Origin of the sequence: Anabaena lutea FACHB-196 (assembly GCF_014698305.1) — a bacterium.
Lineage (GTDB): Bacteria > Cyanobacteriota > Cyanobacteriia > Cyanobacteriales > Nostocaceae > Anabaena > Anabaena lutea.
Genome location: NZ_JACJST010000009.1, coordinates 41,070 through 63,931 on the forward strand (window position 1 = coordinate 41,070; position 22,862 = coordinate 63,931).

Below are 22,862 nucleotides of genomic sequence, written 5' to 3' on the forward strand. Positions count from 1 at the left end.
GTCCCCGTGTCTCCCCTATTCCCTGCCCCCTGCCTCTTCCCTGTTCCCTATTTCTATTTCGAGGTGAATGAATGAATTTGAGTTGGATTACTCCCGCAGAACGGATACAAAAATTGCCACCTTATGTATTTGCCCGTTTGGACGAATTAAAGGCTAAGGCTAGAGAACAAGGGTTAGACTTGATTGATTTGGGTATGGGAAACCCGGATGGACCCACACCCCAACCTGTAATAGAAGCCGCAATGGCAGCTTTGCAAAATCCTGCTAATCACGGTTATCCACCGTTTGAAGGGACTGCGAGTTTCCGCAAGGCAATTACTAAATGGTACAATCGCCGTTATGGTGTGGTACTTGATCCTGATAGTGAGGCTTTACCACTGCTGGGTTCTAAGGAAGGGTTGGGACATTTAGCGATCGCTTACATCAACCCCGGTGATACTGTTTTAGTACCTTCACCATCCTATCCTGTTCACTTTCGTGGCCCCATCATTGCTGGGGGAGTTATCCACAATTTAATTCTTAAAGAAGAAAATAACTGGTTAATTGATTTAGCTGCTATTCCTGAGGAAGTTGCCAGAAAAGCCAAAATCCTCTATTTCAACTATCCCAGTAATCCTACCGCCGCCACCGCCCCTCGTGAATTCTTTGAAGAAATTGTTGCTTTTGCGCGGAAGTATGAAATCCTCTTAGTTCATGATTTATGTTATGCAGAATTAGCTTTTGATGGTTATCAACCCACTAGCTTGTTAGAAATTCCCGGTGCGAAAGATATCGGTGTCGAGTTTCACACCCTCTCTAAAACTTATAATATGGCAGGTTGGCGCGTTGGTTTTGTCGTCGGCAATCGTCATGTGATCCAAGGTTTACGGACTTTAAAAACCAATTTGGATTATGGCATTTTTTCCGCTTTACAAACAGCAGCAGAAACAGCTTTACAACTTCCTGATTCTTATTTACATGAAGTCCAACAACGTTACCGCACCCGTCGAGATTTTCTCATTGATGGTTTAGGAAAATTGGGTTGGAATATTCCCAAAACCGAAGCCACAATGTATCTATGGGTAAAATGTCCTGTAGGCATGAATTCCACAGACTTTGCTTTAAATATTTTGCAGCAAACTGGTGTGGTTGTCACTCCTGGTAATGCTTTTGGTGTTGGTGGTGAAGGCTATGTGAGAATTAGTTTAATTGCCGATTGCGATCGCTTGGGTGAAGCTTTACAAAGATTTAAAGAAGCTGGAATTCGCTATCAACCAGAAGCAGCGGTTTCTGCTTCATAAATTTGAATACAAGGGGTTAAAATTGAGTTAGAACTAAAATTTGAATGGGATGAAGATAAAGCTAAATTAAATCAGAAAAAACATGGTGTTTCTTTTGACGAAGCAGTTTCGATATTTAATGATCCTTTATCTATCAGCTTTGACGATCCTGAACATTCATTAGGAGAGAATCGCTATATTATAATAGGATTATCCAATCAAGGTAGATATTTATTTGTTTCCTATGCAGATCGTAATGATAAAATCCGGTTAATTAGTGCAAGATTAGTTACACCTAAAGAAAGGAAATATTATGAACGAGAAAATACAATATGAATTAGACGATGACTTAAAAGAAGAATATGATTTAAGTCAACTAAAAAATCCTATTCGGGGTAAATATTATCAACAGTATCAAGAAGGATATAGTGTTACTATTCACCATGAAGATAGGACAACAACAGTAGAAAATTTCCCTAAACAAAATGATATAATTGTTCTTGATCCTGACGTGAAACAATACTTTCCTGATTCAGAATCAGTTAATTCTACTTTAAGGAGTTTAATTAAATTAATTCCTAAGAGATAGTAAATTGCTACACCAATTTCAATCCACTTATTGCTGATAGCTTGGGTGAAGCTTTGCAAAGATTTAAAGAAGCAGGAATTTGTTATCAATCAGAAGCAGTAGTTTCTGCGTCATAATTGAGGAAACACGGGGACGCGGAGAAAATTAAGAATAACTTAATTACCAATCACCAATCACCAATTACCAATCACCAATCACCAATCACCAATCACCAATTACCAATCACCAATCACCAATCACCAATCACCAATCACCCAATTTTTAATTTTTAATTTCAAATAATGCCAATTGCTACTCACAATTCAATTTTAGCTGGTTTTCATGCCCTCTCTGACCCGATTAGAATCAGCGTCCTAGAATTGCTGCGTCAGCGTGAACTTTGTGTATGTGATTTATGTGATGCTTTAGAGATAAGTCAATCAAAACTGTCTTTTCATCTCAAAACACTCAAAGAAGCTGGCTTAGTTAATGCCCGTCATGAAGGACGCTGGATTTATTACAGTTTAAATTTGCCCCAATTTCAGGTTTTAGAACAACATTTAGCAGATTTTCGCCTCAACCATATCATGTCCACACCTCGTTCTTGCTGTGATTAACAAGCTGGATAATATCAAGACGGTGAGTCTCCTATCCAATACATCAAGTTTTTTTGATTAATTTTTATATATAATGCTATCCTTGTGCTTGACATATCAATTTTTTTTGAAATGATAGAGAAATACTGTTAGGATCAGCAATACAGGTCAGGTCAGTGAAAACAACAGCGACTAAATTGGCTTTAACGGTTGGGATGTTTACATTTGTGACTAGCTGTGCCAGTACATCCAACTCATCAATTCAAACTCAACAAGCAACACAAGTGACTGATTCAGCAAAGGTCACAATCATCAAAATAGATGGTTCTAGTACAGTTTATCCGATTACCCAAGCGATCGCTAAAGAGTTTCAAGCCGACTCCAAAAATAACGCCCAAGTAAAAGTCAGCATTTCCGGGACTAGCGGAGGTTTTGAAAAATTCTGCACTGGAAAAACAGACATCAGTAACGCCTCTCGGCCGATTACCGAGACAGAGATGGCAGCTTGTAAAAAAAATGGCGTTCCCTATATAGAATTACCCATTGCCTTTGATGCCCTAACCGTAGCTGTTAACCCCCAAAACAACTGGGCAAAAGACATTACAGTAGCCGAACTAAAAAAGATATGGGAACCAGAAGCTGAAGGAAAAATTACCCGTTGGAACCAAGTACGCGCTTCTTGGCCAGACCGCCCAATTAAATTATACGGTGCTGGCGATAAATCCGGAACCTTTGACTATTTTACCGAAGCAGTTGTTGGTAAAGCCAAAGTCAGCCGCAAAGATTACACAGCCAGCGAAGATGATGAAGTGTTAGTTGCAGGTATTAATAAAGACCCTGATGCATTGGGTTACTTTGGCTATGCTTACTACGAAGAAAACAAAGATAAATTAAAAGTCGTAGCAGTTAATAACGGCAAAGGGGCTGTTTTACCATCACGAGAAACAGTAGAAAAAGCCAAGTATCAACCACTTTCTCGACCCTTATTTATATATGTCAATCTTTGGTCTAGCAAAAACAAAAGTGTAGTCTACAAGTTTGCAGACTTCTACATTAAAAAAGCAGCAACTACAGCTATTTCTGTCGGCTATGTTCCTTTAGCAGAGGAAGCTTACAAACTTGATTACGTTCACTTATACAAAGGCAAAATAGGAACAGTATTTGCTGGAAAGTCGCAATTTGACTTGACACTGGGAGAATTATTGCGTAAACAAAAGGATTTTTAACATGGCAATTCGTGTAGGAATCAATGGATTTGGTCGCATAGGAAGGCTTAATCTCCGGGCTGCTTGGGGTTGGAAAGAACTAGAATTTGTACATATTAATGAAACTAAAGGTGGTGCAGAAGCAGCAGCGCACTTGCTCAAATTTGATTCTGTACATGGACGCTGGAAACCGGAAGTTGAAGCTGTAGAAAACCAAGTTTTGATTGATGGTAAATCCCTGAGTTTTAGTGAATATTCTCTACCAGGTGAAGTTCCTTGGGAAGACTTTGGTGTTGATATAGTTTTGGAATGTTCTGGTAAGTTTAGAACACCCGCTTCCCTAGAACATTATTTTAAAAGAGGTGTGCAGAAAGTCATTGTTGCTGCACCAGTAAAAGAAGAAGCTTTAAATATTGTCATCGGTGTAAATGATCACCTTTATCAACCTGAACAACATCATTTATTAACTGCTGCTTCTTGCACTACAAACTGTTTAGCCCCAGTGGTAAAAGTAATTCATGAAGGCTTAGGAATTAAGCATGGAATAATTACCACAATTCATGACAATACTAATACTCAAACTATAGTCGATGCACCTCATAAAGATTTGCGTCGCGCTAGGGCTACAAGTATGTCATTAATTCCTACTAGCACAGGTTCAGCTACAGCTATCGGGTTAATTTATCCAGAATTAAATGGTAAATTGAATGGTTTAGCAGTGCGTGTACCTTTGTTAAATGCTTCTTTAACAGATTGTGTATTTGAAGTTGTTCGCCAGACAACTGTAGCAGAAATTAATGGTTTGTTGAAAACAGCTTCTGAACAAGAACCATTAAAAGGAATTTTGGGTTATGAAGAACGTCCTTTAGTGTCAATTGATTATAAAGATGATCCTCGTTCTTCAATTATTGATGCCCTTTCCACAATGGTTGTAGATGAAACTCAAGTGAAAATTCTGGCTTGGTATGACAATGAATGGGGTTATGCTAATCGCATGGTGGAATTAGCACGAAAAGTGGCTTTAAGTTTGCAGAAATAATGGTTTGGAAGGGGTGGAATTTTGTTTCTACCCCACAAAGATTTTTTTTCACGCAGAGACGCGGAGAGTAAGAGTTTAAGATTTGGCATTGTAAATTTTTTAGTGAATTTTTAATCATGGCTTCTACTACCAGTTCTAGTGCTAATTTAAAGAACTACGCTTTAGTTACTTTAGCTTATTGGGGTTTCACTATTACTGATGGTGCTTTGCGAATGTTGGTGTTGCTTTATTTTAATAAAATTGGTTATACACCTCTGCAAATTGCCTCTCTGTTTCTGTTTTATGAAGTTTTTGGTATTGTTACAAATTTTTTAGGCGGTTGGATTGGTTCGCAATTTGGATTGAAAGTTACTCTTTACACAGGTATTGGTTTACAAATTTTCTCTTTGGTGATGTTGTCTTGGTTAAATCCTAATTGGGTACAGTGGGTTGCAGTTCTTTATGTGATGGTTGCACAGGCTTTTTCAGGAATTGCGAAAGACTTAACTAAGATGAGTACTAAAAGTGCTATTCGTTTGGTAGTTCCTCAAGATGCTCAATCTTCTTTGTTTAAATGGGTAGCAGTTTTAACGGGTTCTAAAAATGCTTTGAAGGGGGTTGGATTTTTTGTTGGTAGTGCAATTTTAGCTTTATTTGGGTTTGTGAATGCCCTGTTAATAATGGCTGGTGGACTATTTTTAATTATGTTCACTGGGTTGATGTTGCCAAAGGGAATGGGCAAAATCAAGAAGAAGGTTAAGTTTAGTCAACTGTTTTCTAAAAGCAAAGAAATTAATATTTTGTCTGCGGCTAGATTCTTTCTTTTTGGTTCGAGAGATGTGTGGTTTGTGGTGGCTTTACCGGTGTTTTTGCGTGAGAGTTTGGGTTGGTCTTTTTATCAGGTGGGAGGGTTTTTGGCTTGTTGGGTAATCGGTTACGGAATTATTCAATTTTTAGCACCAACTTTGATACAACGGTTTGGTTCCGGCCGTCCACCACAATCTCAGACTATTCAATTTTGGACTTTTACTTTAACTGCTGTTCCCTGTGCGATCGCACTTGCTCTCCAAATCGGTTTACCTGCTAATCTAGTAATTATTGGTGGACTCCTCATATTTGGCGTGGTATTTGCTTTCAATTCCGCAGTTCATTCCTATCTAGTATTAGCATTTACCGATGATGACAAGGTAGCCTTAAATGTTGGTTTTTATTATATGGCTAACTCTGGTGGTCGTCTCGCAGGTACAGTATTATCCGGTTTAGTTTATCAGTTCTCAGGTTTAGTCGGTTGTCTGTGGACATCAGCATTTTTTGTTTTAGCAGCAGCTTTAGTTTCTCTGAAATTACCAAATCCCAAACCGAGTCAAAATATTGCGTGGAAAGCCGGCGACGGTGATTAAAATAATTCGTAATGCCTCTTTCAGAGGAGCTATGCCTACGGCACGCTACGCGAACGCTAACGTAATTCGTAATTCATATGATAATCCAAATCCCATCTTCTTTAATTTCTCATAACCGCCTAATACCCATTTCCAAACCCTTACATACACCTGTTAAAAAATCTAAATCCAAAGTCGCAATAGTGTCACTCGGTTTGTGATAATGAGGATTCCGCATGAAAGCAGTATCCGTCACCATCATCGCTGGATAACCTCCGTCCCAAAAAGGTGCATGATCACTAAGTCGAGTTTGGGGAACCATTAAACCCCGGTTTGGTGTCGGTAGCCACTGACTAGATACTCCCACTTGACGAATACTCCTACTTAGACTGATTAAATCAGCCAAAGTCCGAAAATTGCCAATTAAAGCAATAAAATCACCAGAATTTGGATAAAAAAGTTCTAGAGGCGATGGGTATTTTTGAGAACCAGCAGTAAAGTCTCGATATCCCAACATTTCCAAAGATATCATCAGGCGTATACGTTGCTTTTGCTCGCGTAACAAAGCTGCATAATCAGCACTACCCAGTAAGCCATATTCTTCCATATCAAAAGCAACTAGTCGCAAAGGATATCTGGCTGGTTGCCCAGCAAAACTTCTGGCAAATTCTAATAAAACTGCCACACCTGTAGCGTTATCATCAGCTGCTACTGTACCAGGTACGCCATCATAGTGAGCGCCAATTAAAATAGGTGGTAAATCTGTCTTTTGCTTTTCGGCGGCAGCGGGTAAATTTAAAATCAAGTTTTCACACCTCTTACTTCCTACTTGAAAGGTGTGGATTTCCACACTTCCCCATTGTGCAAATTGTTGGCGAATGTATTCTTGAACAAAGAAATGACCCGCAGTCGCCATATATGGATCGCGTTCTCTCGCTATGTGCTGAAGGTGATTTTGTAACCGCAGTTTTAAATTCAAAGTAGTGATTAGTGATTAATAAAATTCTTACCTGTTAAGAGTTCCCTGTTCTCTCTCTTCAAATGCTATCCTAGTGCAAGCAAGTAGCGCCTCAAGCTAAAATTTATTTAATTCCTGATTGAATGATGATAATTATACCATTGGGCGGTTTTCATCATTTAGCACCAAGCTAGAGGTAGTCCAGCCATATAATAATAAATTTATAAAAGACGCTTAGGAGAAGAGTAACGCATGGGCAAGGTAGTCGGCATCGACTTGGGTACAACCAACTCAGTAGTCGCCGTGATGGAGGGTGGCAAGCCGGTGGTGATTGCCAATGCGGAAGGAATGCGAACCACCCCCTCCGTGGTTGGTTTTAGTAAAGAAGGTGAAAGGGTCGTTGGGCAAATGGCAAGACGACAAACCGTCCTCAATCCCCAAAATACCTTTTTTGCAGTTAAACGCTTTATTGGGCGCAAGTATGGCGAATTAAACCCAGATTCTAAGCGTGTACCCTATACCATCCGCAAAGATGAAATGGGCAGTATTAAAGTTGCCTGTCCTCGTCTGAATAAGGAATTTGCCCCAGAAGAAATTTCGGCGATGATCCTCAAGAAATTGGCAGATGATGCTAGTCGCTATTTGGGGGAACCTGTGACTGGGGCTGTGATTACTGTTCCTGCTTATTTTAATGATTCCCAGCGGCAAGCAACCCGTGATGCGGGCAGAATTGCTGGTTTAGAGGTACTGCGAATTCTCAATGAACCCACGGCGGCATCTTTGGCTTACGGATTAGATCGGGGTGACACAGAAACTATCCTAGTCTTTGACTTGGGTGGTGGTACTTTTGATGTATCGATTCTGGAAGTAGGTGACGGCATATTTGAAGTTAAATCCACTAGTGGAGATACTCAGCTAGGTGGTAATGATTTTGACAAAAAAATAGTTGATTGGTTAGCAGATGAGTTTTTAGAAGCAGAAGGTTTAGACTTAAGACGCGATCGCCAAGCCTTGCAACGTTTGATGGAAGCAGCAGAAAAAGCCAAAATAGAACTTTCTGCCGTCAGCGTCACCGATATTAACTTACCCTTCATCACCGCCACAGAGGACGGTCCCAAGCACCTAGAAACTCGCATGACGCGATCGCAATTTGAAGGCTTGTGCGGTGACTTAATCAGTCGAGTGCGAACCCCTGTAAAAAGGGCGCTCAAAGATGCCGGACTCTCTCCTGTAGATATTGAAGAAGTTGTACTAGTAGGCGGTTCCACAAGGATACCAATGGTGAAACAGCTAGTACGTGATTTAATTGGGACTGAACCCAACGAAAACGTTAACCCTGATGAAGTGGTGGCGGTGGGTGCAGCTATTCAGGCAGGGATTCTCGCAGGTGAACTCAAGGATGTACTGCTTTTAGATGTCACGCCTCTATCTATGGGCTTAGAAACCATCGGCGGTGTGATGAAAAAACTTATTCCCCGCAACACAACTATACCAGTACGGCGCTCTGACATTTTTTCCACTTCTGAAAATAACCAAAATAGCGTCGAAATCCACGTTGTCCAGGGTGAGCGGGAAATGGCAGCAAATAACAAGTCTTTAGGACGGTTCAAGCTGTATGGTATTCCGCCAGCACCAAGAGGTATCCCCCAAGTTCAAGTATCATTTGATATTGATGCTAACGGTATTTTACAGGTGACAGCCTTAGATCGCACCACTGGACGCGAACAGAGTATTACCATCCAAGGCGCTTCTACCTTGAGTGAGTCAGAAGTGAATCGCATGATTCAAGATGCTCAAAAATACTCCGAAGTTGACCGGGAACGCAAAGAACGGGTAGAAAAACGCACTCGTTCTGAAGCATTGATTTTACAAGCCGAACGGCAATTGCGAGAAGTAGCCTTAGAAATGGGGATGCAATTTGCCCGTAACCGTCGTCAACGCATTGATAATATTTCTCGTGAACTGCGGGAAAGTTTAAAAGAAAATGACGATCGCGGAATTGACCAAGCTTACGCAGATCTGCAAGATGCTCTGTATGAGCTAAATCGAGAAGTCCGTCAGTATTATGCTGAGGATGAAGACGAAGACTTGTTTGGTGCAATCCGTGACATTTTCACTGGTGACAAAGAACGAGAACGGGATTCTTCTAGAGAAACCTATCGAGAACGTGATTCTTATAGCCGGGACTATGGTAGGGATAATGGCAGAGACTATGGTAGGGACAATCGTTCTTCCTCCTATGATAGCCGTCCAGCACCCAAGAAGCGTCCCAGCTACCAGGATAACTGGGATGATGAGGATGACTGGCTGTAATTCAATTTTGGATTTTAGATTTTGCGGAAAGTTGCGTGGGCGGCTATGCCGACTTGAGCAAACTTTCCAAGACGGATTTTGGACTTCGCTAAAATCTAAAATCAACTATTGACCAACGCTACTGTTGAGGAAATAGGTGACAGGTAACAGACTGACAACTAAATAACTAATAACTAATAACTGATAACTGATTAACTGACTTATGCAAAATTTGCAGAATTTTCGAGATTATTACGAAATTTTGGGAGTAGATAAAGATGCCTCTAGCGAAGAAATTAAAAAGGTATATCGCAGGTTAGCAAGGCAATATCACCCTGATCTTAATCCCGGTAACAAGGAAGCAGAAGAAAAATTTAAGATTATCGGTGAGGCTTATGAAATCCTTTCCGACCCCAGCAGGCGATCGCAATACGACCAGTTTAGCCGCTACTGGAAACAAAAAGGCTTTGCTGGTGGTAAACAAACACCAAAACCAAAAGGCTGGGGAGATCGTTCTAACAGCCGCAGCAGCAATCAGGAAGTAGACCCCAGTGAATTTTCAGATTTTGAAAGTTTTATTAATCAAGTAATTGGTGTCAGCAGTCGCCAAGATACCAGAAATGGCTCAGGTTCTAGCACCTCTAGCACACCGAACGACCCGTTTCGGACTCCCAGAACCAAAGTCGCATACACAGTCAACACCCCACCCCGCACCACTCGCAGGGATATAGAAGCCCGCTTGACTTTACCCCTAGAAAAAGCTTATCAAGGTGGTAATGAACGTATTCGCTTAGAAGATGGGCGATCGCTCGAAGTAACTATGCCCCCAGGTATGGTAACAGGCCAAACCATCCGTCTGCGAAATCAAGGCATTGGTGGCGGCGATTTATACTTAAAAATTACCGTTGACCCCCATCCGTTATTTAAAATAGAAGGCTCTAATATATTCTGTCAAGTTCCCGTGACTCCCAGTGAAGCAGTTTTAGGTGGACAAGTGGAAGCACCCACTTTAGATGGTCCTGTAAAAATGACCATTCCCCCCGCAGTCAGATCCGGTCAAAGATTTAGATTAGCAAATAAAGGTTATCCCGCAGAAGGTGGTAAACGCGGTGATCAATTAGTAGAAATTCAAATAGTCACACCGAAAAATATTACAGATGAAGAAAGACAACTTTATGAAAAATTGCGGGAAATAGAAACCTTTAAACCTCGCGCTGATTTAATTTAATTGTCAGAATCAGGATGTCCAGGATTTAAGGAAGAACAGGATTAAGGGGTATTCTGTGTAATTAAAGGTTGTCCATTGTTCATCTAAAGTGTGCGTTTTTAGTTGTTTAATGGCGCGACTCAGAAAGAATTTGTCTTCCTCAATACTCTTATGACTTTTGCGCTACCTGAACAAATTAACAATATTTCGCATCTTATACAATCCGAGTTTGAGTTAGAAATTTCTCCTAGACTTCTTGAGGGTGTAAATAAATAATTGTGATGTAGATAAAATATAAACTACAGGAATTACGCAACTGGCACAGTGATCGCTGAAATTAAGTTCACTTTGGGAACAAAGAACCTCACAAGAAAGCAGGACTTACGCAACTGGCACAAGCGATCGCCTCTTATAATCTAGAGAAATTTTTGTATTATTTGTATGATAATGCAAATTGAAATGTAGTTCATTTACCTGAAAATATCTATACTTTTAGCCACCCTAACTAGATTTAGAAAAAATGTGTACACTATTATCTGTTACAGATAATTCTACCTTTGTACCTACTGCTAAGACTTGATTAGTCATGAGTCGTGCATGAATCTCTTTTCCAGAAAGGGTTTTTAAACAGTATTGATATTCCCGTCCTAAAAACCGCCGGGTAGTAATAACAACAGAAGCATCCGAAGCTGGTTTTAAAATTAAGTCTTCTTGACGGATCATAATTTCGCCAGAATCACAATTATGATCAGCTGGTATGGTAAAATTACCAACTTCGGTTTCCCATAAATTACCTTGACGACGAGCAGGAATAAAGTTAGCTTGAGTGACAAATTCGGCCACAAATCGGGATGATGGATGGGTATAAATTTCTTCTGGTGTGCCTAATTGTTCTAAATTTCCTTGCTGCATGACTCCAACTATATCCGATATAGCCAGTGCTTCTTCTTGATCATGGGTGACGAAAATAGCTGAAGTCCCTGCTAATTTGAGAATATCTCGAATTTCTTCCCGCAATCTTAATCTAACTTGAATATCTAGATTACTTAATGGTTCATCTAAAAGCATAATCTGGGGTTTTGGTGCTAAAGCCCTAGCTAAAGCTACTCGTTGCTGTTGTCCCCCAGAAAGTTCGTAGGGGTAGCGTTTTTCTAAACCTTGGAGTCTAACTAATTCTATAACTTCAGCGACTCGCTTTTGTTTTTGCTCTTTACTAAATTGTTTTAAGCCAAAAGCAACATTTTCTGAAATATTGAGATGGGGAAATAGGGCATAGTCTTGAAAGACAACGCCGATATCACGCTGTTCGGGTGGTATGCTAATTGAATTATTACTAACTACCTGTCCAGCGATTTCAACTGTTCCTACTTGCAGACGTTCAAAGCCAGCAATTAATCGCAACAGTGTAGTTTTACCACAACCAGATGGGCCAAGTAATGCCAGTATGTCTCCTTGTTGCAATGTTAAAGATACATTATTAACTGCGGGAGAAACACTTTGGGAAAATTGCTTGGTGACATTCTGTAAATTAAGAATTGCTTGTTGCATGGCTGAATTACAAAGGAAATACAGAGGACAGGAAATTAGAACTTGGTTTGAATTTCTGGTTTAATATTAATTTTCTCTTTTTTGATATTTTCTTGAGATAACACTAATAAAGTTGCACCTATAGAAACTAACAACATAGCTAATGAACCAGCAGCAGCATCGGCAAAGTCCACATTTTCTGTAGCTTGCCAAATTTGCACGGCTAAGGTAGTAAAACCGATGGGTGCTAATAGCATAGTTGCAGGTAGTTCTTTAATAGCTGTTAAAAACACCAAGACTGCACCACTTAATATTCCCGGTTGTACTAGAGGTAAGGTGACATCTTTTAAACTTTGCCAAGCTGTTCTCCCTAGACTTCGGGCTGATTCTTCTAGTTGGGGATTTACTTGTAAAAGTGAGGTGCGGACTGTTCCTACTGTTTGCGGTAAAAATAACACTAAATAGGCAAACACTAACATTGGTAATGTTTGGTATAAAAATGGCAGATAGTTAGCCCCAAAAAATACCAGAGATAAGGCGACAACAATTCCCGGTACACCAAAACCCAGGTAAGAACAGCGTTCAATCATGCCTGTAATTTTACTGGGGAAGCGAACTGATAAAATTGCCACGGGTAGGGCAAAAATAATGGTAGCTAAAGCCGCTAGTGCAGCAGCAGAAACCGAGTTAAGGGCAGATGGTAATAAGTTAGGAAAGTTGTAGCCGGTGTTGAATCCCCTGCTTAACCAAAATAAGGTGATACCTACTGGTAACACTACACCTAAGCTAGTAATGAGTAAACAAAAGGCCAAGGCTGGCCATTTCCAAATGCCTAATTTGCTAATTTTCGGTGGACGTAGGGAAGCTGAACCACGACTATAATAAGCTGCGCGCGATCGCACTCGATACTCTAACCATAAAATCCCCAGTACCAATATCACCAACATTAATGATAAAGCCGCTGCTGAATTCCGGTTAAAACTAGCTTTGTATTGCAGAAAAATTACCCTGGTAAAGGTATCAAACCGCATCAAAGAAGGTGTCCCAAAGTCTCGCAAAGCATACAAAGCTACCAACAACCCCCCGGCAATCATTGATGGTTTCAATTGGGGTAAAACCACCTTAAAGAAGGTTTCTCTCTTGCTATAACCCAAACTCTGGGCAGCTTCTTCCAAGGAAGGATCAATCCCTTGTAGTCCCGAACGGACACTTAATAGCAGATATGGATAGGTAAACAAAGTAATGGCTAAAACTGTCCCTGGAAAACCATAAATGGAAGGTAATTCTTCCACCCCCAAAGGTGCTAGTAACAACTGCAAAAAGCTACCCCGTGGCGCTAAAGTGGCAATTAAAGCAAAACTGCCCACATAACTAGGAACTGCTAAAGGTAATGTTGTCGTTATTAGCCAAAACCTACGTCCTGGTAAGTCTGTCCGCACCGTTAAAAATGCTAATGGCACAGCAATCAGTGCAGAAAATAAAGTCACTGTTGCTGCCATGGCCGCACTGTTAAAGAATACGGAGATATTGCGTGGGCGAGATATTAATTTCCATAATTCTTCCCCACCAATACCAATGGTACGGATGACTAAGTAAACTAACGGTAGAGCAATGGCTACTGCTACTACTCCAGCCGTTAAAGTTAGAAATAATGGAGGGCGAACCGATTTCAATTTCTACAAAACTCCCGCTTCCTGTAATAATTCCAAAGTTCCTGGCAAATCATTCAAGTTTGTCAGGTTAATATTTGGTCGATTAATCTGGCTGAGTGGTACTTGGTTCGCTGGGCCTGCTACTCCTTTAACCAAGGGATATTCGTTAGTTTCTTTGGCGAAGTATGTTTGTGAACTCGGTTTGAGCAGGTAGGCAATAAATCTTTCTGCTTCGGCTTTTTGCTTGCTAGAGTCCATAATTGCCACCCCAGCGATGTTAATCATCGCTCCTGCGTCTTTTTTGGTGTAGTGAGTAGCTACAGGAACGTTAGGATTAGTTTTTTTGAAGTTAGCCAGGTAATAGTTGTTTACTAAACCAATTTGAGTTTCGCCGCGTCCTAGTGCTTCGACAATTGCTGTATTATTGCGGTAATCCTTGACTCCGTTGGCTTTCATCCCTCGCAGCCATTGCAGAGTTCTTGGTTCTCCTTCTAGTACGCGCATTGCTGTCACAAATGACTGAAATGAGCCGTTAGTTGGGGCCCATGCCACTTTACCACGCCATTGTGGTTTGGTTAAGTCCAAAATTGAATTTGGCAGTTGGTTCTTTTTGACTAGCTTGGTGTTGTAGTTAAGGACACGGGCGCGTCCAGAAATACCCATCCAATGTCCCTTGGGTGAGCGGAAGCGAGAATCTACTTGGTTAAGTAAGTTGGGGGGAATGGTTTGTGTGCGCTTCTGTCTTTCTAAGGTTCCTAAGGCACCAGCATCCTGAGCAAAAAATATGTCTGCACGGCTATTTTTGCCTTCTTCCAAAAGTGCGATCGCTAACTCAGCTGTATCACCATAACGCACTTGAATATTCAAGTTTAAATCTTTTTGTGCCTGTTCAAGCAATGGCTTAATCAGTTTTTCTCCTCTACCAGAATAGATAGTCAGGGTTTTTGTCTGCGCGTTCACACTCAGTCCTATTCCCGAACTCAGCAGAAAAGCTAAAGCTCCAGCTGAAGCTTTCATCAATGTTGAATTTTTCAATGCTCTAGCCTCCAATTCACTTAACAGGTTTAACAGGAAAGTTTAGCAATAATTTCTCAGTCTTAACTAATACCATGAATTTGGACAATGAATCAATAAGAATTCTCAAAAACTTGGGATTTTTTCCCCATACTAAATGAAAAACTATCTTCCAATAAAGATATAGCAATTCCTATTCAGGTGCGGTACAAGCAGTAATAATTAAACGCAGATGGACGCAGATATAGCTTGCTTCCCGCAGGGTACGCAGATAATTGCGTACTTCATTAGACTAGGAAATGCTATAAACTTTTTTACGCAAGCTAGAACATCAGGAATCTAAACACTAATTCTAAGCGCCACAGCGCCTGTTATTTACGCCATGATTATTTTTTTATTTTCTATTTTTGATAAACTTTCTTAATTAAGCTCCAATAGATATTTGATAATACTTTTCATTAAACCAAATATATGGTTTAAATGCAACATTAAAAAAATGAAAACCATTATTATATAGTCCTTGGTGTGGGGTATCAAAATGTTTTCAAACAAAATTTCCTTATGGATGTTGACAGCTACAACTCTGACATCTCAAGCATTCTACGCACAAACAGCATAGCGATCGCTTACAAGTGCGGTGACAACTAAGTATCGGCCAACATTTGGATATATTGTATTTGCTTAAACAGAAAAAGACTGTTCTTAATGATGGCAGTAAAATTTAGGTCAGTTTGATTATTTCAGGAAATAGCCCAATTTCTGGTGCTTTCTGGACAAAAACCTCAGCTTTCCCATTCACAGTCAGCACGAATTGGGTATTTTGTGGACTTGATTTGTTCTAGGTAAGTAGAAAGGTGCAAAAAAACAGAAGTAAGTAGGAAGGCACAAAAAAACAGAAGTATGTAACGAAAAGTAAATTTAGCTCAAACTCTCTTCCCTTCTGCCTTCTGCCCTCTGCCTCCTGCCTTGTCATAACGATCCGCGAACAGCCAGCCTTATATAACCAAATGTAAACTTGCTTAAAAACCTCTTCCCTCCTACCTTGTCATAACGACAATTTTTAACGCCGACCTACTTAGTATTTGGCATGGCGCTGGAAAAAAGATTTAAAATATAAAAAAAACTGAATTTGAGCAAAGTGACTCAAACAACCGTAAATCAAAATGGGGAAGTCCCACAAAGCAGCGCAACTACCTATTACTCCCTGCTAGGACTGCATCCCGGAACATCCGTAATTGATATCCGTCGCGCTTATCGAGAATTGAGCAAACTCTATCATCCAGATACGACGGAATTGCCTGCTAATATTGCTACAGCTAAATTTCAGCAAATTAACGAAGCTTACGCTACCTTGTGTAGCCCAGAGCGCAGATTAAGCTATGATTTGAAAATTGGTTACTCTCGATTTGGGGTAATTCAAGCACCTGCGGATTTAAACCATCCTGCTTCTCGACCTCATGATTGGTCAAAATCAGCTTACCTGGATGCTAGCGACCGCCCACTTTCCTCTGGTGAAATTTTTGTGTTATTTGTCTTGGGGTTAACTTTTGTCGGTTGTTTGCTACTAGCGATCGCGATCGCTGTTATTCGTGGTGAAGCCACTTTACATACCCACCTTTCTCAACCTCTGAATACACAACAGCAAATCACCCAAATTTACCAACTAAATACACAGACAGCAAGTAAAATTAACAATCAATAATTGCTTAATCTAAAATCCCAAATCTAAAATCCAAAATAGTTATGTCTATTCTGCCCTCTGATACACCTCTATATAGCCATCCTTTGCCACAAATTGAACAGTGGCTAAAAAATCAAGGTTGTCAACAAGATGAAACCGAACTTCATTGTTGGCGATTGCAAAGACTTAGTTGGCAAGCAGAACTTTGGCTAGATATCGAGCAGATTACAGTCAGATATATCCAAGCCGGAGAAAACGGTCAAGACATCCAACGTTCTTTTAAATATTCTTTAAGTCGGGAAGATATAGAACAAGCTGTTTTTTCTGGGCCATAAATTGGGTAATTCGTAATTCGTAATAGTGCTTACAGTCCCGCTAGGGATACGTAATTCGTAATTAGGAAAAACTCTTACCTGTAACCTGTAACCTGTAACCTGTCCTCTAAACCTTCCCAAATCGGCGTTCCCGCTGTTGGTAGACAGACAAAGCACGGTGAAACTCAACGCGGTCAAAATCGGGCCAAAGAGTATCAGTGATATAAATTTCGCCATAGGCCATTTGCCAAAGTAAGAAATTTGACAACCGCATTTCTCCACTAGTACGAATGAGTAAATCAGGATCTGCTACTCCTGCGGTGTATAAATGACTTTCAAAAACCTCTTCAGAAATTTCTTCAGGTTGTAACAGACCTTGTTGCACCTTGAGTGCGATCGCTCGACAAGCTTGTACAATCTCCTGTCTACCCCCATAATTTGTAGCCACAGTAAACCGGATACTGCGATTATCCTTAGTTTCTGCCATGGAGCGAGAAATTTCTTCTTGGAGTGCTTTTGGTAAAGCTTGCAAATTCCCCACAAACTGAATCTGCACATTTTCCTCGACCATTTCCCGCAGTTCTTGACGCAAAACTCGCTGAAACAGAGTCATCAAAAACTCTACCTCCTCCTGGGGTCTTTTCCAGTTTTCCGTAGAAAAAGCATACACAGTCAGTGCCTTAATTCCCCAATCCTTACAACAGCGGAGCAAATCCTTAATAGCATCTACACCAGCTTTATGACCCATAATCCGGGGTAAACCTTGACGTTTAGCCCATCGACCATTGCCATCCATAATCACCGCAACGTGCTGGGGAAGTAGTTCTTTTTTTAAGTCAGGGGGTAAATATTGCAGTTCAGTATGTTTTGTTGTCATTTTTTACTTCGAGAAGCAGTCGATAATAAACGCAGTAATCGTGAAACCAATGCTAGAGTTTGTCCACCAATCTGACGAATTAAACTTAAAAGACCCGGAGCAACCGCTTCCCGATCTACAGTTGGCGAAAATCGCACCTCTAAAGATTCTTTCAGCTTCTTAATCGTCAGTGGCCTGTATAGAGTTCCCCGTTCCGCTAAAGAAATAGAACCCGTTTCTTCTGATACAACCACACAAATGCAATTTTCGACCCGCTCAGTAATTCCCATTGCTGCCCGATGGCGTGTACCCAACTGGCGCGAGGCTGTGCGTCCCGAAAGTGGTAAAATTACACCCGATGATACAATCCGTGAACCACGAATCAAAGTTGCCCCGTCGTGTAATAAAGTTTTTGGCTGAAAAATTGTCTGTATTAGTTCCTTAGAAACTTCTGCATTTAACTTGACTCCGGGTACAGAAAAATCTCGATCATCAATTGGTCCAGAAGTTTCCAAAATCAGCAAAGCGCCAATCCGGTTTTTTGACAGTTCTTTGACTGCATCAACAATTTCATCAATTACGCTATCAGATTTGGGGACTGCCAAACGGTCGGGTTGGAATAACTGCCGGAATTCACCCCGTCCCAGTTGTTCCAAAAATCGGCGAAATTCTGACTGGAGTGCTACCGCCATCGCTACAGCACAACCAATTACCAACTTTTCCAGAACGAAATTGAGTAGAGGTAGCCCTAAAGTGCCACTGAATGCTGAGGCAAGCATCAAGATTATAAATCCCCGCACCATCCACAGCGTCCGACGTTCACTAATAATTACGAGGATCATGTATGTCAGTGCCAGCACCAACACAATATCCAGAGTCCCAACTAGCAAGGACTGTGACCATCCTGGGTTTATCAGCCATTGCTTCCACCAATCTCTCATGACATCTGGATTCTAATAGTCATTAGTCATTAGTTATTAGTCATTAGTCATTAGTCATTGGTTCTTCGCTAATAGACATATCAGCTTTATTAAGCTTAAAGTCTTACAAATCAAGGGTCAAAACCTAATTTATAGCTATAGCTTGCGTGACGACGTAGAAGTCATACGCCACCTTGCGCTATCGGATAATTCTAATGACCTGTTTGACCAATGACTAAGGACTAATGACTATTTCAGTCTTTCTGGTAGGCAATCTTGTCGAATTATGTCTTGATAAGTTTCACGCTGCAAAATTAAATTTGCTTCGCCATTCGCCACTAAAACAGCTGCCGGTCGGGGCAGACGGTTGTAGTTAGATGCCATACTGTAATTGTACGCACCAGTTCCCATAACGACGAGAATATCGCCAGGTTCAGTTTTTGCCAGTTGAGCATTTTTAATCAGAATATCTCCTGATTCGCAATGTTTACCAGCCAATGTGACTGTTTCTGTTAAAGAAGCAGACATTTTATTAGCAACTACTGCCCGATAAACTGATTGGTAGGTGATGGGGCGGGGATTGTCTGACATTCCGCCATCGATCGCTACGTAGGTACGAATTTCTGGGATAATTTTGGATGAACCAATAGTATAAGCAGTGACGCAAGCTGTGGCAATTAGCGATCGCCCCGGTTCACATAATAATTTTGGTAAAGGCAGATTTTGGGCTGCACAAGCTTGTTGAACTACTTCACAAATTGCCTTTGACCATTCTTCAATGCTAGGGGGATCATCTGATTCTGTATACTTAATCCCTAAACCACCACCAACATTTAACTCTGTCAATTCCAAATCATACTTGGCCGCATCCCGCAACCACTGTACCATCACCACACCCAAATCTCGATGGGGTTGGCGTTCAAAAATCTGAGAACCAATATGAGCGTGTAATCCCACACAGTTTAAACTTGGTTGTTTGCTGACAAAGGCAAATACCTGATCTAAATCATTGGGATCAAAACCAAATTTACTATCTAAATGTCCGGTGCGAATATATTCGTGGGTATGGCATTCAATCCCCGGAGTTAACCGCAGCATGATCCGGATTTTTTGTAGAGACGTTTCATGAAACGTCTCTACAATGTCTACCAAAGTATGTAATTCGTGCCAATTGTCAGCAACAATGGTGCAACCGGATTCTATAGCTAAAACTAACTCATCACGAGATTTATTATTGCCGTGTAGGTAAATTTTATCTGGACTAACACCAGCTTTTAGCGCAGTGTAGAGTTCTCCACCAGATACTACATCTATTCCTAAACCTTCTGAGGCTGCGATCGCACAAACAGCTAGACAATTCCAGGCCTTGGAAGCGTACAATACTTGAGATTCACCTTTATAGTATTGTTTAAATGTATCCCGGTATTGTTGGCAAGCTGTCCGCAGAGTTTCTTCATCTAAAATATATAAAGGTGATCCAAACTGCTGAACCAGCGTTGTGACATCGCATCCACCGATTTCCAGAGAGTCATGACGATTAACTCTGGCACTCAAGGGTAAGAGTTCTTGATTAGGTGAGAGCGTTGTGTTGCTTTGCTTTTGAGGTAAATATTGATTACCAGAAGGTTGAACCCCGACGGGGTGAGTCGTTACCATAAATAATAAAAGTTGTCCTTGTGAAAATTACGGGCGTGACTTATTCTCCCGATTCCCAGTTTACAAGAAATGCTCACTGAAAGCCCTGAAGTGAAACCCTGGTTAGTGGTAAGTTGCCATTCTATTCACAAGGAGTAAGAAGTGAGGGAAAAAATTCCTATTTCCTTGCTGTTTAACCATTGCCTCTAATATCGGCCAATTATCAATCCTCAACCACCTACCTATTAACTAGAGCGATCGCTATCTTAAAACAAAGGAAGCTTTATGGAATTGCTGCATGAGTCAGGCTACATTATCGCTGAACGTTATCGCATCATTGAGACTTTAGGACAAGGTGGAATTGGGACTACATACCAAGCAGAGGATTTACAAAATAGCCAGCGAGTGGCACTGAAAGCCTTATCTCTCAAGGGTATGTCTGACTGGAAAATGACTGAGTTATTTGAACGGGAAGCCCGTGTATTGTCTGTTCTCAATCATCCAGGCATTCCTAAGTATATAGATTATTTTCAGGTAGACACAGAAAGCGATCACGGTTTTTACATAGCCCAACAACTTGCTCCCGGAAAATCCCTCGCTGTGTTGGTAGAAGCAGGTTGGCACGCTAATGAAGCCGAAGTTCGATACATAGCTATTCAGATTTTAGAAATTTTAGTCTATCTACACAAACAAACACCACCTGTTATTCACCGAGATATCAAGCCACAAAATATAATCCGCGATGACAAAGGGCAAGTCTTCTTAGTTGATTTTGGTGCAGTACAGGATACCTATCAAAGTACATTTGCCCGCAGCAGTACAGTAGTAGGAACCTTTGGCTATATGGCTCCTGAACAGTTTCGGGGACAAGCTGTTCCCACAACCGATCTTTATGGTTTGGGTGCTACCTTACTATTTCTACTCACACACCGTTCTCCTGCTGACTTACCTCAAGATAGACTCAAGATTGATTTTCGCTCACGAGTGCAAATTTCTGGAGATTTTGCTGACTTCTTAGAAAAGCTACTTGAACCGGATGTGGAAGATAGATTTGTCTCGGCAAAAGAAGCCTTAGATGTACTGCGTGGTAAGCGAAATTTAGCTGGTAAATCAGGTGCAGGTTTATCTTGGAAAACTTTATTAGGAGTGGGATTTGCTGGAATTGTTGGGTTTCTTGTACTCAATTCCTTCAAATATACCATCTTGAAATCTATAGGCATCAAACCAGAAATGTGTGAGCCAATCAGAAATAGCCAAACCGATTTTGTCAGGAGTTATCTCAACCAAGGTGGTGATGCCAACAATATTGATCCTCATTTTAATAATTCTTTGTTGAATTGCGCTTTAAAATATAATAAAAAAGACATAGTAGAACTACTGATTGCTAAGGGCGCTGATGTTAACGCCAAAACAAATTGGGGTCATCCTTTACACAATGTACACAGTAAGGAGATTGCTGAACTACTGATTGATAAAGGTGCTGATATTAACACTAAGAATAATCAAGGTCAAACCCCTTTACACAATGTACATAGTAGGGAGATTGCTGAACTACTGATTGCTAAGGGCGCTGATGTTAATGCTAAGGATCATCAAGGTCAAACCCCCCTAAGCTCGTTGTCACAACAGTACAACTCAAACAATAACAAAGAGATTGCTGAACTACTGATTGCTAAGGGCGCTGATGTTAACACTAAGAATAATCAAGGTCAAACCCCCCTACACCAGTTGTTACAATACAACTCAAACAACTCAAACAACAAAAAAGAGATTGCTGAACTACTGATTGCTAAGGGCGCTGATGTTAACACTAAGAATAATCAAGGTCAAACACCCCTACACTTGTGGTTACAACAGTACAACTCAAACAACAACAAAGAGATTGCTGAACTACTGATTGCCAAAGGTGCTGATATTAATGCTAAGAATAATCAAGGTCAAACACCCCTACACTTGTGGTTACAACAGTACAACTCAAACAACAACAAAGAGATTGCTGAACTACTGATTGCTAAAGGTGCTGATATTAATGCTAAAACCAATGGGAGTCAAACTCTGGTACAAAAAGCTTTTGAGAATCGAAACTTTAGCGCAGTTGTATATTTGATTGAGAAAGGAGCGCAGTTAAGCAATGAGGACATAAAAGCCAAGAACAACCAAGGTGATACACTGCTACACCAAGCAGGATTGGATGGCAGCAAGAAAGTAGTACAGTTACTGCTGGGTAAGGGGGCAGATGTTAATGCTAAAGATGACCGAGATGCTACACCGTTACACTGGGCTGCATGGTATGGCAGAAAGGAAGTAGTAGAGTTACTGCTGGGTAAGGGTGCAGATGTTAATGCTAAAGATAACAAAGGTTCAACTCCATTACAAATAGCAATCTCTTTGAAGGAAATTAAGCGTTACAACAATGAGTACAAACAAACAATAAAACTGCTAATTGCTAAGGGGGCAGAGATAAATATTAAGGATATATTGGGCTATGAAAGAACACCGTTACATTTAGCTGCAATGGCCAACTGGCCGGATGTAGCAGAGATGCTCATCTCTAAAAAAGCAAAAATTAATGTTAAGAATGTCTATGGTAGAACTCCTTTACATAATGCAGCCAGTAATAGCAGCAAAGATGTAGTAGAAGTATTGCTTGCCAAAGGCAAAGATTTACAGGTTAATTCTAGAGATAATAATGGGTTTACTCCTTTAGGATTGGCAGAGGCAAATAATCGCTTGGATATAGTCGAATTGCTCAAAAGCCACGGAGGAATAGAATAAAAACCT

The 22,862-nt window shown here is 40.7% G+C and carries 19 protein-coding genes; 12 read left to right on the forward strand and 7 right to left on the reverse strand.

Annotated features, from left to right (window positions below):
• Window positions 1-71 precede the first annotated feature (71 nt).
• The 7 genes from H6G59_RS11595 (at window position 72) to arsJ (ending at window position 6,046) form a co-directional block, all read left to right on the forward strand.
• Window positions 72-1,280 (forward strand): aspartate aminotransferase, encoded by a 1,209-nt coding sequence (locus tag H6G59_RS11595; protein ID WP_190714550.1) that lies wholly within the window; start codon window positions 72-74, stop codon window positions 1,278-1,280.
• A 21-nt stretch (window positions 1,281-1,301) separates the two neighbouring features.
• Window positions 1,302-1,595 carry a BrnT family toxin gene (locus H6G59_RS11600; protein ID WP_190714818.1) on the forward strand — a complete coding sequence of 98 codons (294 nt, stop codon included), beginning with the start codon at window positions 1,302-1,304 and terminating at the stop codon, window positions 1,593-1,595.
• Window positions 1,573-1,848 (forward strand): hypothetical protein, encoded by a 276-nt coding sequence (locus tag H6G59_RS11605; RefSeq protein WP_190714552.1) that lies wholly within the window; start codon window positions 1,573-1,575, stop codon window positions 1,846-1,848. Before H6G59_RS11600 ends, H6G59_RS11605 begins: the two co-directional genes overlap by 23 nt.
• Window positions 1,849-2,129: 281 nt before the next feature.
• Window positions 2,130-2,444 (forward strand): ArsR/SmtB family transcription factor, encoded by a 315-nt coding sequence (locus tag H6G59_RS11610; RefSeq protein WP_190714554.1) that lies wholly within the window; start codon window positions 2,130-2,132, stop codon window positions 2,442-2,444.
• A 155-nt stretch (window positions 2,445-2,599) separates the two neighbouring features.
• The gene (locus tag H6G59_RS11615; RefSeq protein WP_190714556.1) at window positions 2,600-3,649 is read left to right on the forward strand and encodes a phosphate ABC transporter substrate-binding protein PstS family protein; all 1,050 of its coding nucleotides are present in this window, start codon (window positions 2,600-2,602) and stop codon (window positions 3,647-3,649) included.
• 1 nt (window position 3,650) lies between these two features.
• Window positions 3,651-4,667 (forward strand): ArsJ-associated glyceraldehyde-3-phosphate dehydrogenase, encoded by a 1,017-nt coding sequence (locus H6G59_RS11620; RefSeq protein ID WP_190714558.1) that lies wholly within the window; start codon window positions 3,651-3,653, stop codon window positions 4,665-4,667.
• 116 nt (window positions 4,668-4,783) lie between these two features.
• The gene (gene arsJ / locus H6G59_RS11625) at window positions 4,784-6,046 is read left to right on the forward strand and encodes an organoarsenical effux MFS transporter ArsJ (RefSeq protein WP_190714560.1); all 1,263 of its coding nucleotides are present in this window, start codon (window positions 4,784-4,786) and stop codon (window positions 6,044-6,046) included.
• A 109-nt stretch (window positions 6,047-6,155) separates the two neighbouring features.
• On the opposite strand, the gene H6G59_RS11630 is transcribed toward arsJ, so the two are convergent.
• The gene (locus tag H6G59_RS11630; protein ID WP_190714562.1) at window positions 6,156-7,004 is read right to left on the reverse strand and encodes a M28 family peptidase; all 849 of its coding nucleotides are present in this window, start codon (window positions 7,002-7,004) and stop codon (window positions 6,156-6,158) included.
• Window positions 7,005-7,235: 231 nt separating this feature from the next.
• On the opposite strand from H6G59_RS11630, the gene dnaK reads away from it, so the two are divergent.
• Both dnaK and H6G59_RS11640 read left to right on the forward strand, forming a co-directional pair.
• Window positions 7,236-9,296 carry a molecular chaperone DnaK gene (dnaK, locus tag H6G59_RS11635; RefSeq protein ID WP_190714569.1) on the forward strand — a complete coding sequence of 687 codons (2,061 nt, stop codon included), beginning with the start codon at window positions 7,236-7,238 and terminating at the stop codon, window positions 9,294-9,296.
• Window positions 9,297-9,498: 202 nt separating this feature from the next.
• Complete coding sequence (locus tag H6G59_RS11640) at window positions 9,499-10,503, forward strand: DnaJ C-terminal domain-containing protein (RefSeq protein ID WP_190714571.1); 1,005 nt, start codon at window positions 9,499-9,501, stop codon at window positions 10,501-10,503.
• Between the two features lie 480 nt (window positions 10,504-10,983).
• On the opposite strand, the gene H6G59_RS11645 is transcribed toward H6G59_RS11640, so the two are convergent.
• Genes H6G59_RS11645 through H6G59_RS11655 form a run of 3 tightly spaced genes read right to left on the reverse strand, consistent with a single transcriptional unit; the run spans window position 10,984 to window position 14,696 of the window.
• Window positions 10,984-12,030: an ABC transporter ATP-binding protein gene (locus H6G59_RS11645; RefSeq protein ID WP_190714573.1), complete on the reverse strand. Its 1,047-nt coding sequence runs from the start codon at window positions 12,028-12,030 to the stop codon at window positions 10,984-10,986.
• Window positions 12,031-12,065: 35 nt separating this feature from the next.
• Window positions 12,066-13,682: an ABC transporter permease gene (locus H6G59_RS11650; RefSeq protein WP_190714575.1), complete on the reverse strand. Its 1,617-nt coding sequence runs from the start codon at window positions 13,680-13,682 to the stop codon at window positions 12,066-12,068.
• Between the two features lie 3 nt (window positions 13,683-13,685).
• On the reverse strand, window positions 13,686-14,696 hold the full coding sequence (locus H6G59_RS11655; protein ID WP_339327953.1) for an iron ABC transporter substrate-binding protein: 1,011 nt from the start codon (window positions 14,694-14,696) through the stop codon (window positions 13,686-13,688).
• Between the two features lie 1,117 nt (window positions 14,697-15,813).
• Here H6G59_RS11655 and H6G59_RS11660 point away from each other — a divergent pair.
• Together H6G59_RS11660 and H6G59_RS11665 are read left to right on the forward strand one after the other, a co-directional pair.
• Window positions 15,814-16,377 (forward strand): DnaJ domain-containing protein, encoded by a 564-nt coding sequence (locus H6G59_RS11660; RefSeq protein ID WP_190714577.1) that lies wholly within the window; start codon window positions 15,814-15,816, stop codon window positions 16,375-16,377.
• A gap of 41 nt (window positions 16,378-16,418) precedes the next feature.
• Complete coding sequence (locus H6G59_RS11665) at window positions 16,419-16,691, forward strand: DUF3143 domain-containing protein (RefSeq protein ID WP_127056292.1); 273 nt, start codon at window positions 16,419-16,421, stop codon at window positions 16,689-16,691.
• Between the two features lie 106 nt (window positions 16,692-16,797).
• On the opposite strand, the gene H6G59_RS11670 is transcribed toward H6G59_RS11665, so the two are convergent.
• From H6G59_RS11670 to lysA, 3 genes are all read right to left on the reverse strand, one after another.
• Complete coding sequence (locus tag H6G59_RS11670) at window positions 16,798-17,547, reverse strand: isoprenyl transferase (protein WP_190714580.1); 750 nt, start codon at window positions 17,545-17,547, stop codon at window positions 16,798-16,800.
• The gene (gene cdaA / locus H6G59_RS11675) at window positions 17,544-18,467 is read right to left on the reverse strand and encodes a diadenylate cyclase CdaA (RefSeq protein ID WP_190714582.1); all 924 of its coding nucleotides are present in this window, start codon (window positions 18,465-18,467) and stop codon (window positions 17,544-17,546) included. Before cdaA ends, H6G59_RS11670 begins: the two co-directional genes overlap by 4 nt.
• Before the next feature lie 228 nt (window positions 18,468-18,695).
• Window positions 18,696-20,102, reverse strand: coding sequence for a diaminopimelate decarboxylase (gene lysA / locus H6G59_RS11680; RefSeq protein ID WP_190714585.1), 1,407 nt, complete (start codon window positions 20,100-20,102; stop codon window positions 18,696-18,698).
• A gap of 264 nt (window positions 20,103-20,366) precedes the next feature.
• On the opposite strand from lysA, the gene H6G59_RS11685 reads away from it, so the two are divergent.
• Window positions 20,367-22,856, forward strand: coding sequence for an ankyrin repeat domain-containing protein (locus H6G59_RS11685; protein ID WP_190714587.1), 2,490 nt, complete (start codon window positions 20,367-20,369; stop codon window positions 22,854-22,856).
• Window positions 22,857-22,862 lie beyond the last annotated feature (6 nt).

Coding starts and splice junctions, on each gene's coding strand:
- H6G59_RS11595 (WP_190714550.1), top strand. CDS start 72: ATGAATTTGAGTTGGATTACTCCCGCAGAACGGATACAAAAATTGCCA.
- H6G59_RS11605 (WP_190714552.1), top strand. CDS start 1,573: ATGAACGAGAAAATACAATATGAATTAGACGATGACTTAAAAGAAGAA.
- H6G59_RS11610 (WP_190714554.1), top strand. CDS start 2,130: ATGCCAATTGCTACTCACAATTCAATTTTAGCTGGTTTTCATGCCCTC.
- H6G59_RS11620 (WP_190714558.1), top strand. CDS start 3,651: ATGGCAATTCGTGTAGGAATCAATGGATTTGGTCGCATAGGAAGGCTT.
- arsJ (WP_190714560.1), top strand. CDS start 4,784: ATGGCTTCTACTACCAGTTCTAGTGCTAATTTAAAGAACTACGCTTTA.
- dnaK (WP_190714569.1), top strand. CDS start 7,236: ATGGGCAAGGTAGTCGGCATCGACTTGGGTACAACCAACTCAGTAGTC.
- H6G59_RS11640 (WP_190714571.1), top strand. CDS start 9,499: ATGCAAAATTTGCAGAATTTTCGAGATTATTACGAAATTTTGGGAGTA.
- H6G59_RS11645 (WP_190714573.1), bottom strand. CDS start 12,030: ATGCAACAAGCAATTCTTAATTTACAGAATGTCACCAAGCAATTTTCC.
- H6G59_RS11665 (WP_127056292.1), top strand. CDS start 16,419: ATGTCTATTCTGCCCTCTGATACACCTCTATATAGCCATCCTTTGCCA.
- H6G59_RS11670 (WP_190714580.1), bottom strand. CDS start 17,547: ATGACAACAAAACATACTGAACTGCAATATTTACCCCCTGACTTAAAA.
- cdaA (WP_190714582.1), bottom strand. CDS start 18,467: ATGAGAGATTGGTGGAAGCAATGGCTGATAAACCCAGGATGGTCACAG.
- lysA (WP_190714585.1), bottom strand. CDS start 20,102: ATGGTAACGACTCACCCCGTCGGGGTTCAACCTTCTGGTAATCAATAT.
- H6G59_RS11685 (WP_190714587.1), top strand. CDS start 20,367: ATGGAATTGCTGCATGAGTCAGGCTACATTATCGCTGAACGTTATCGC.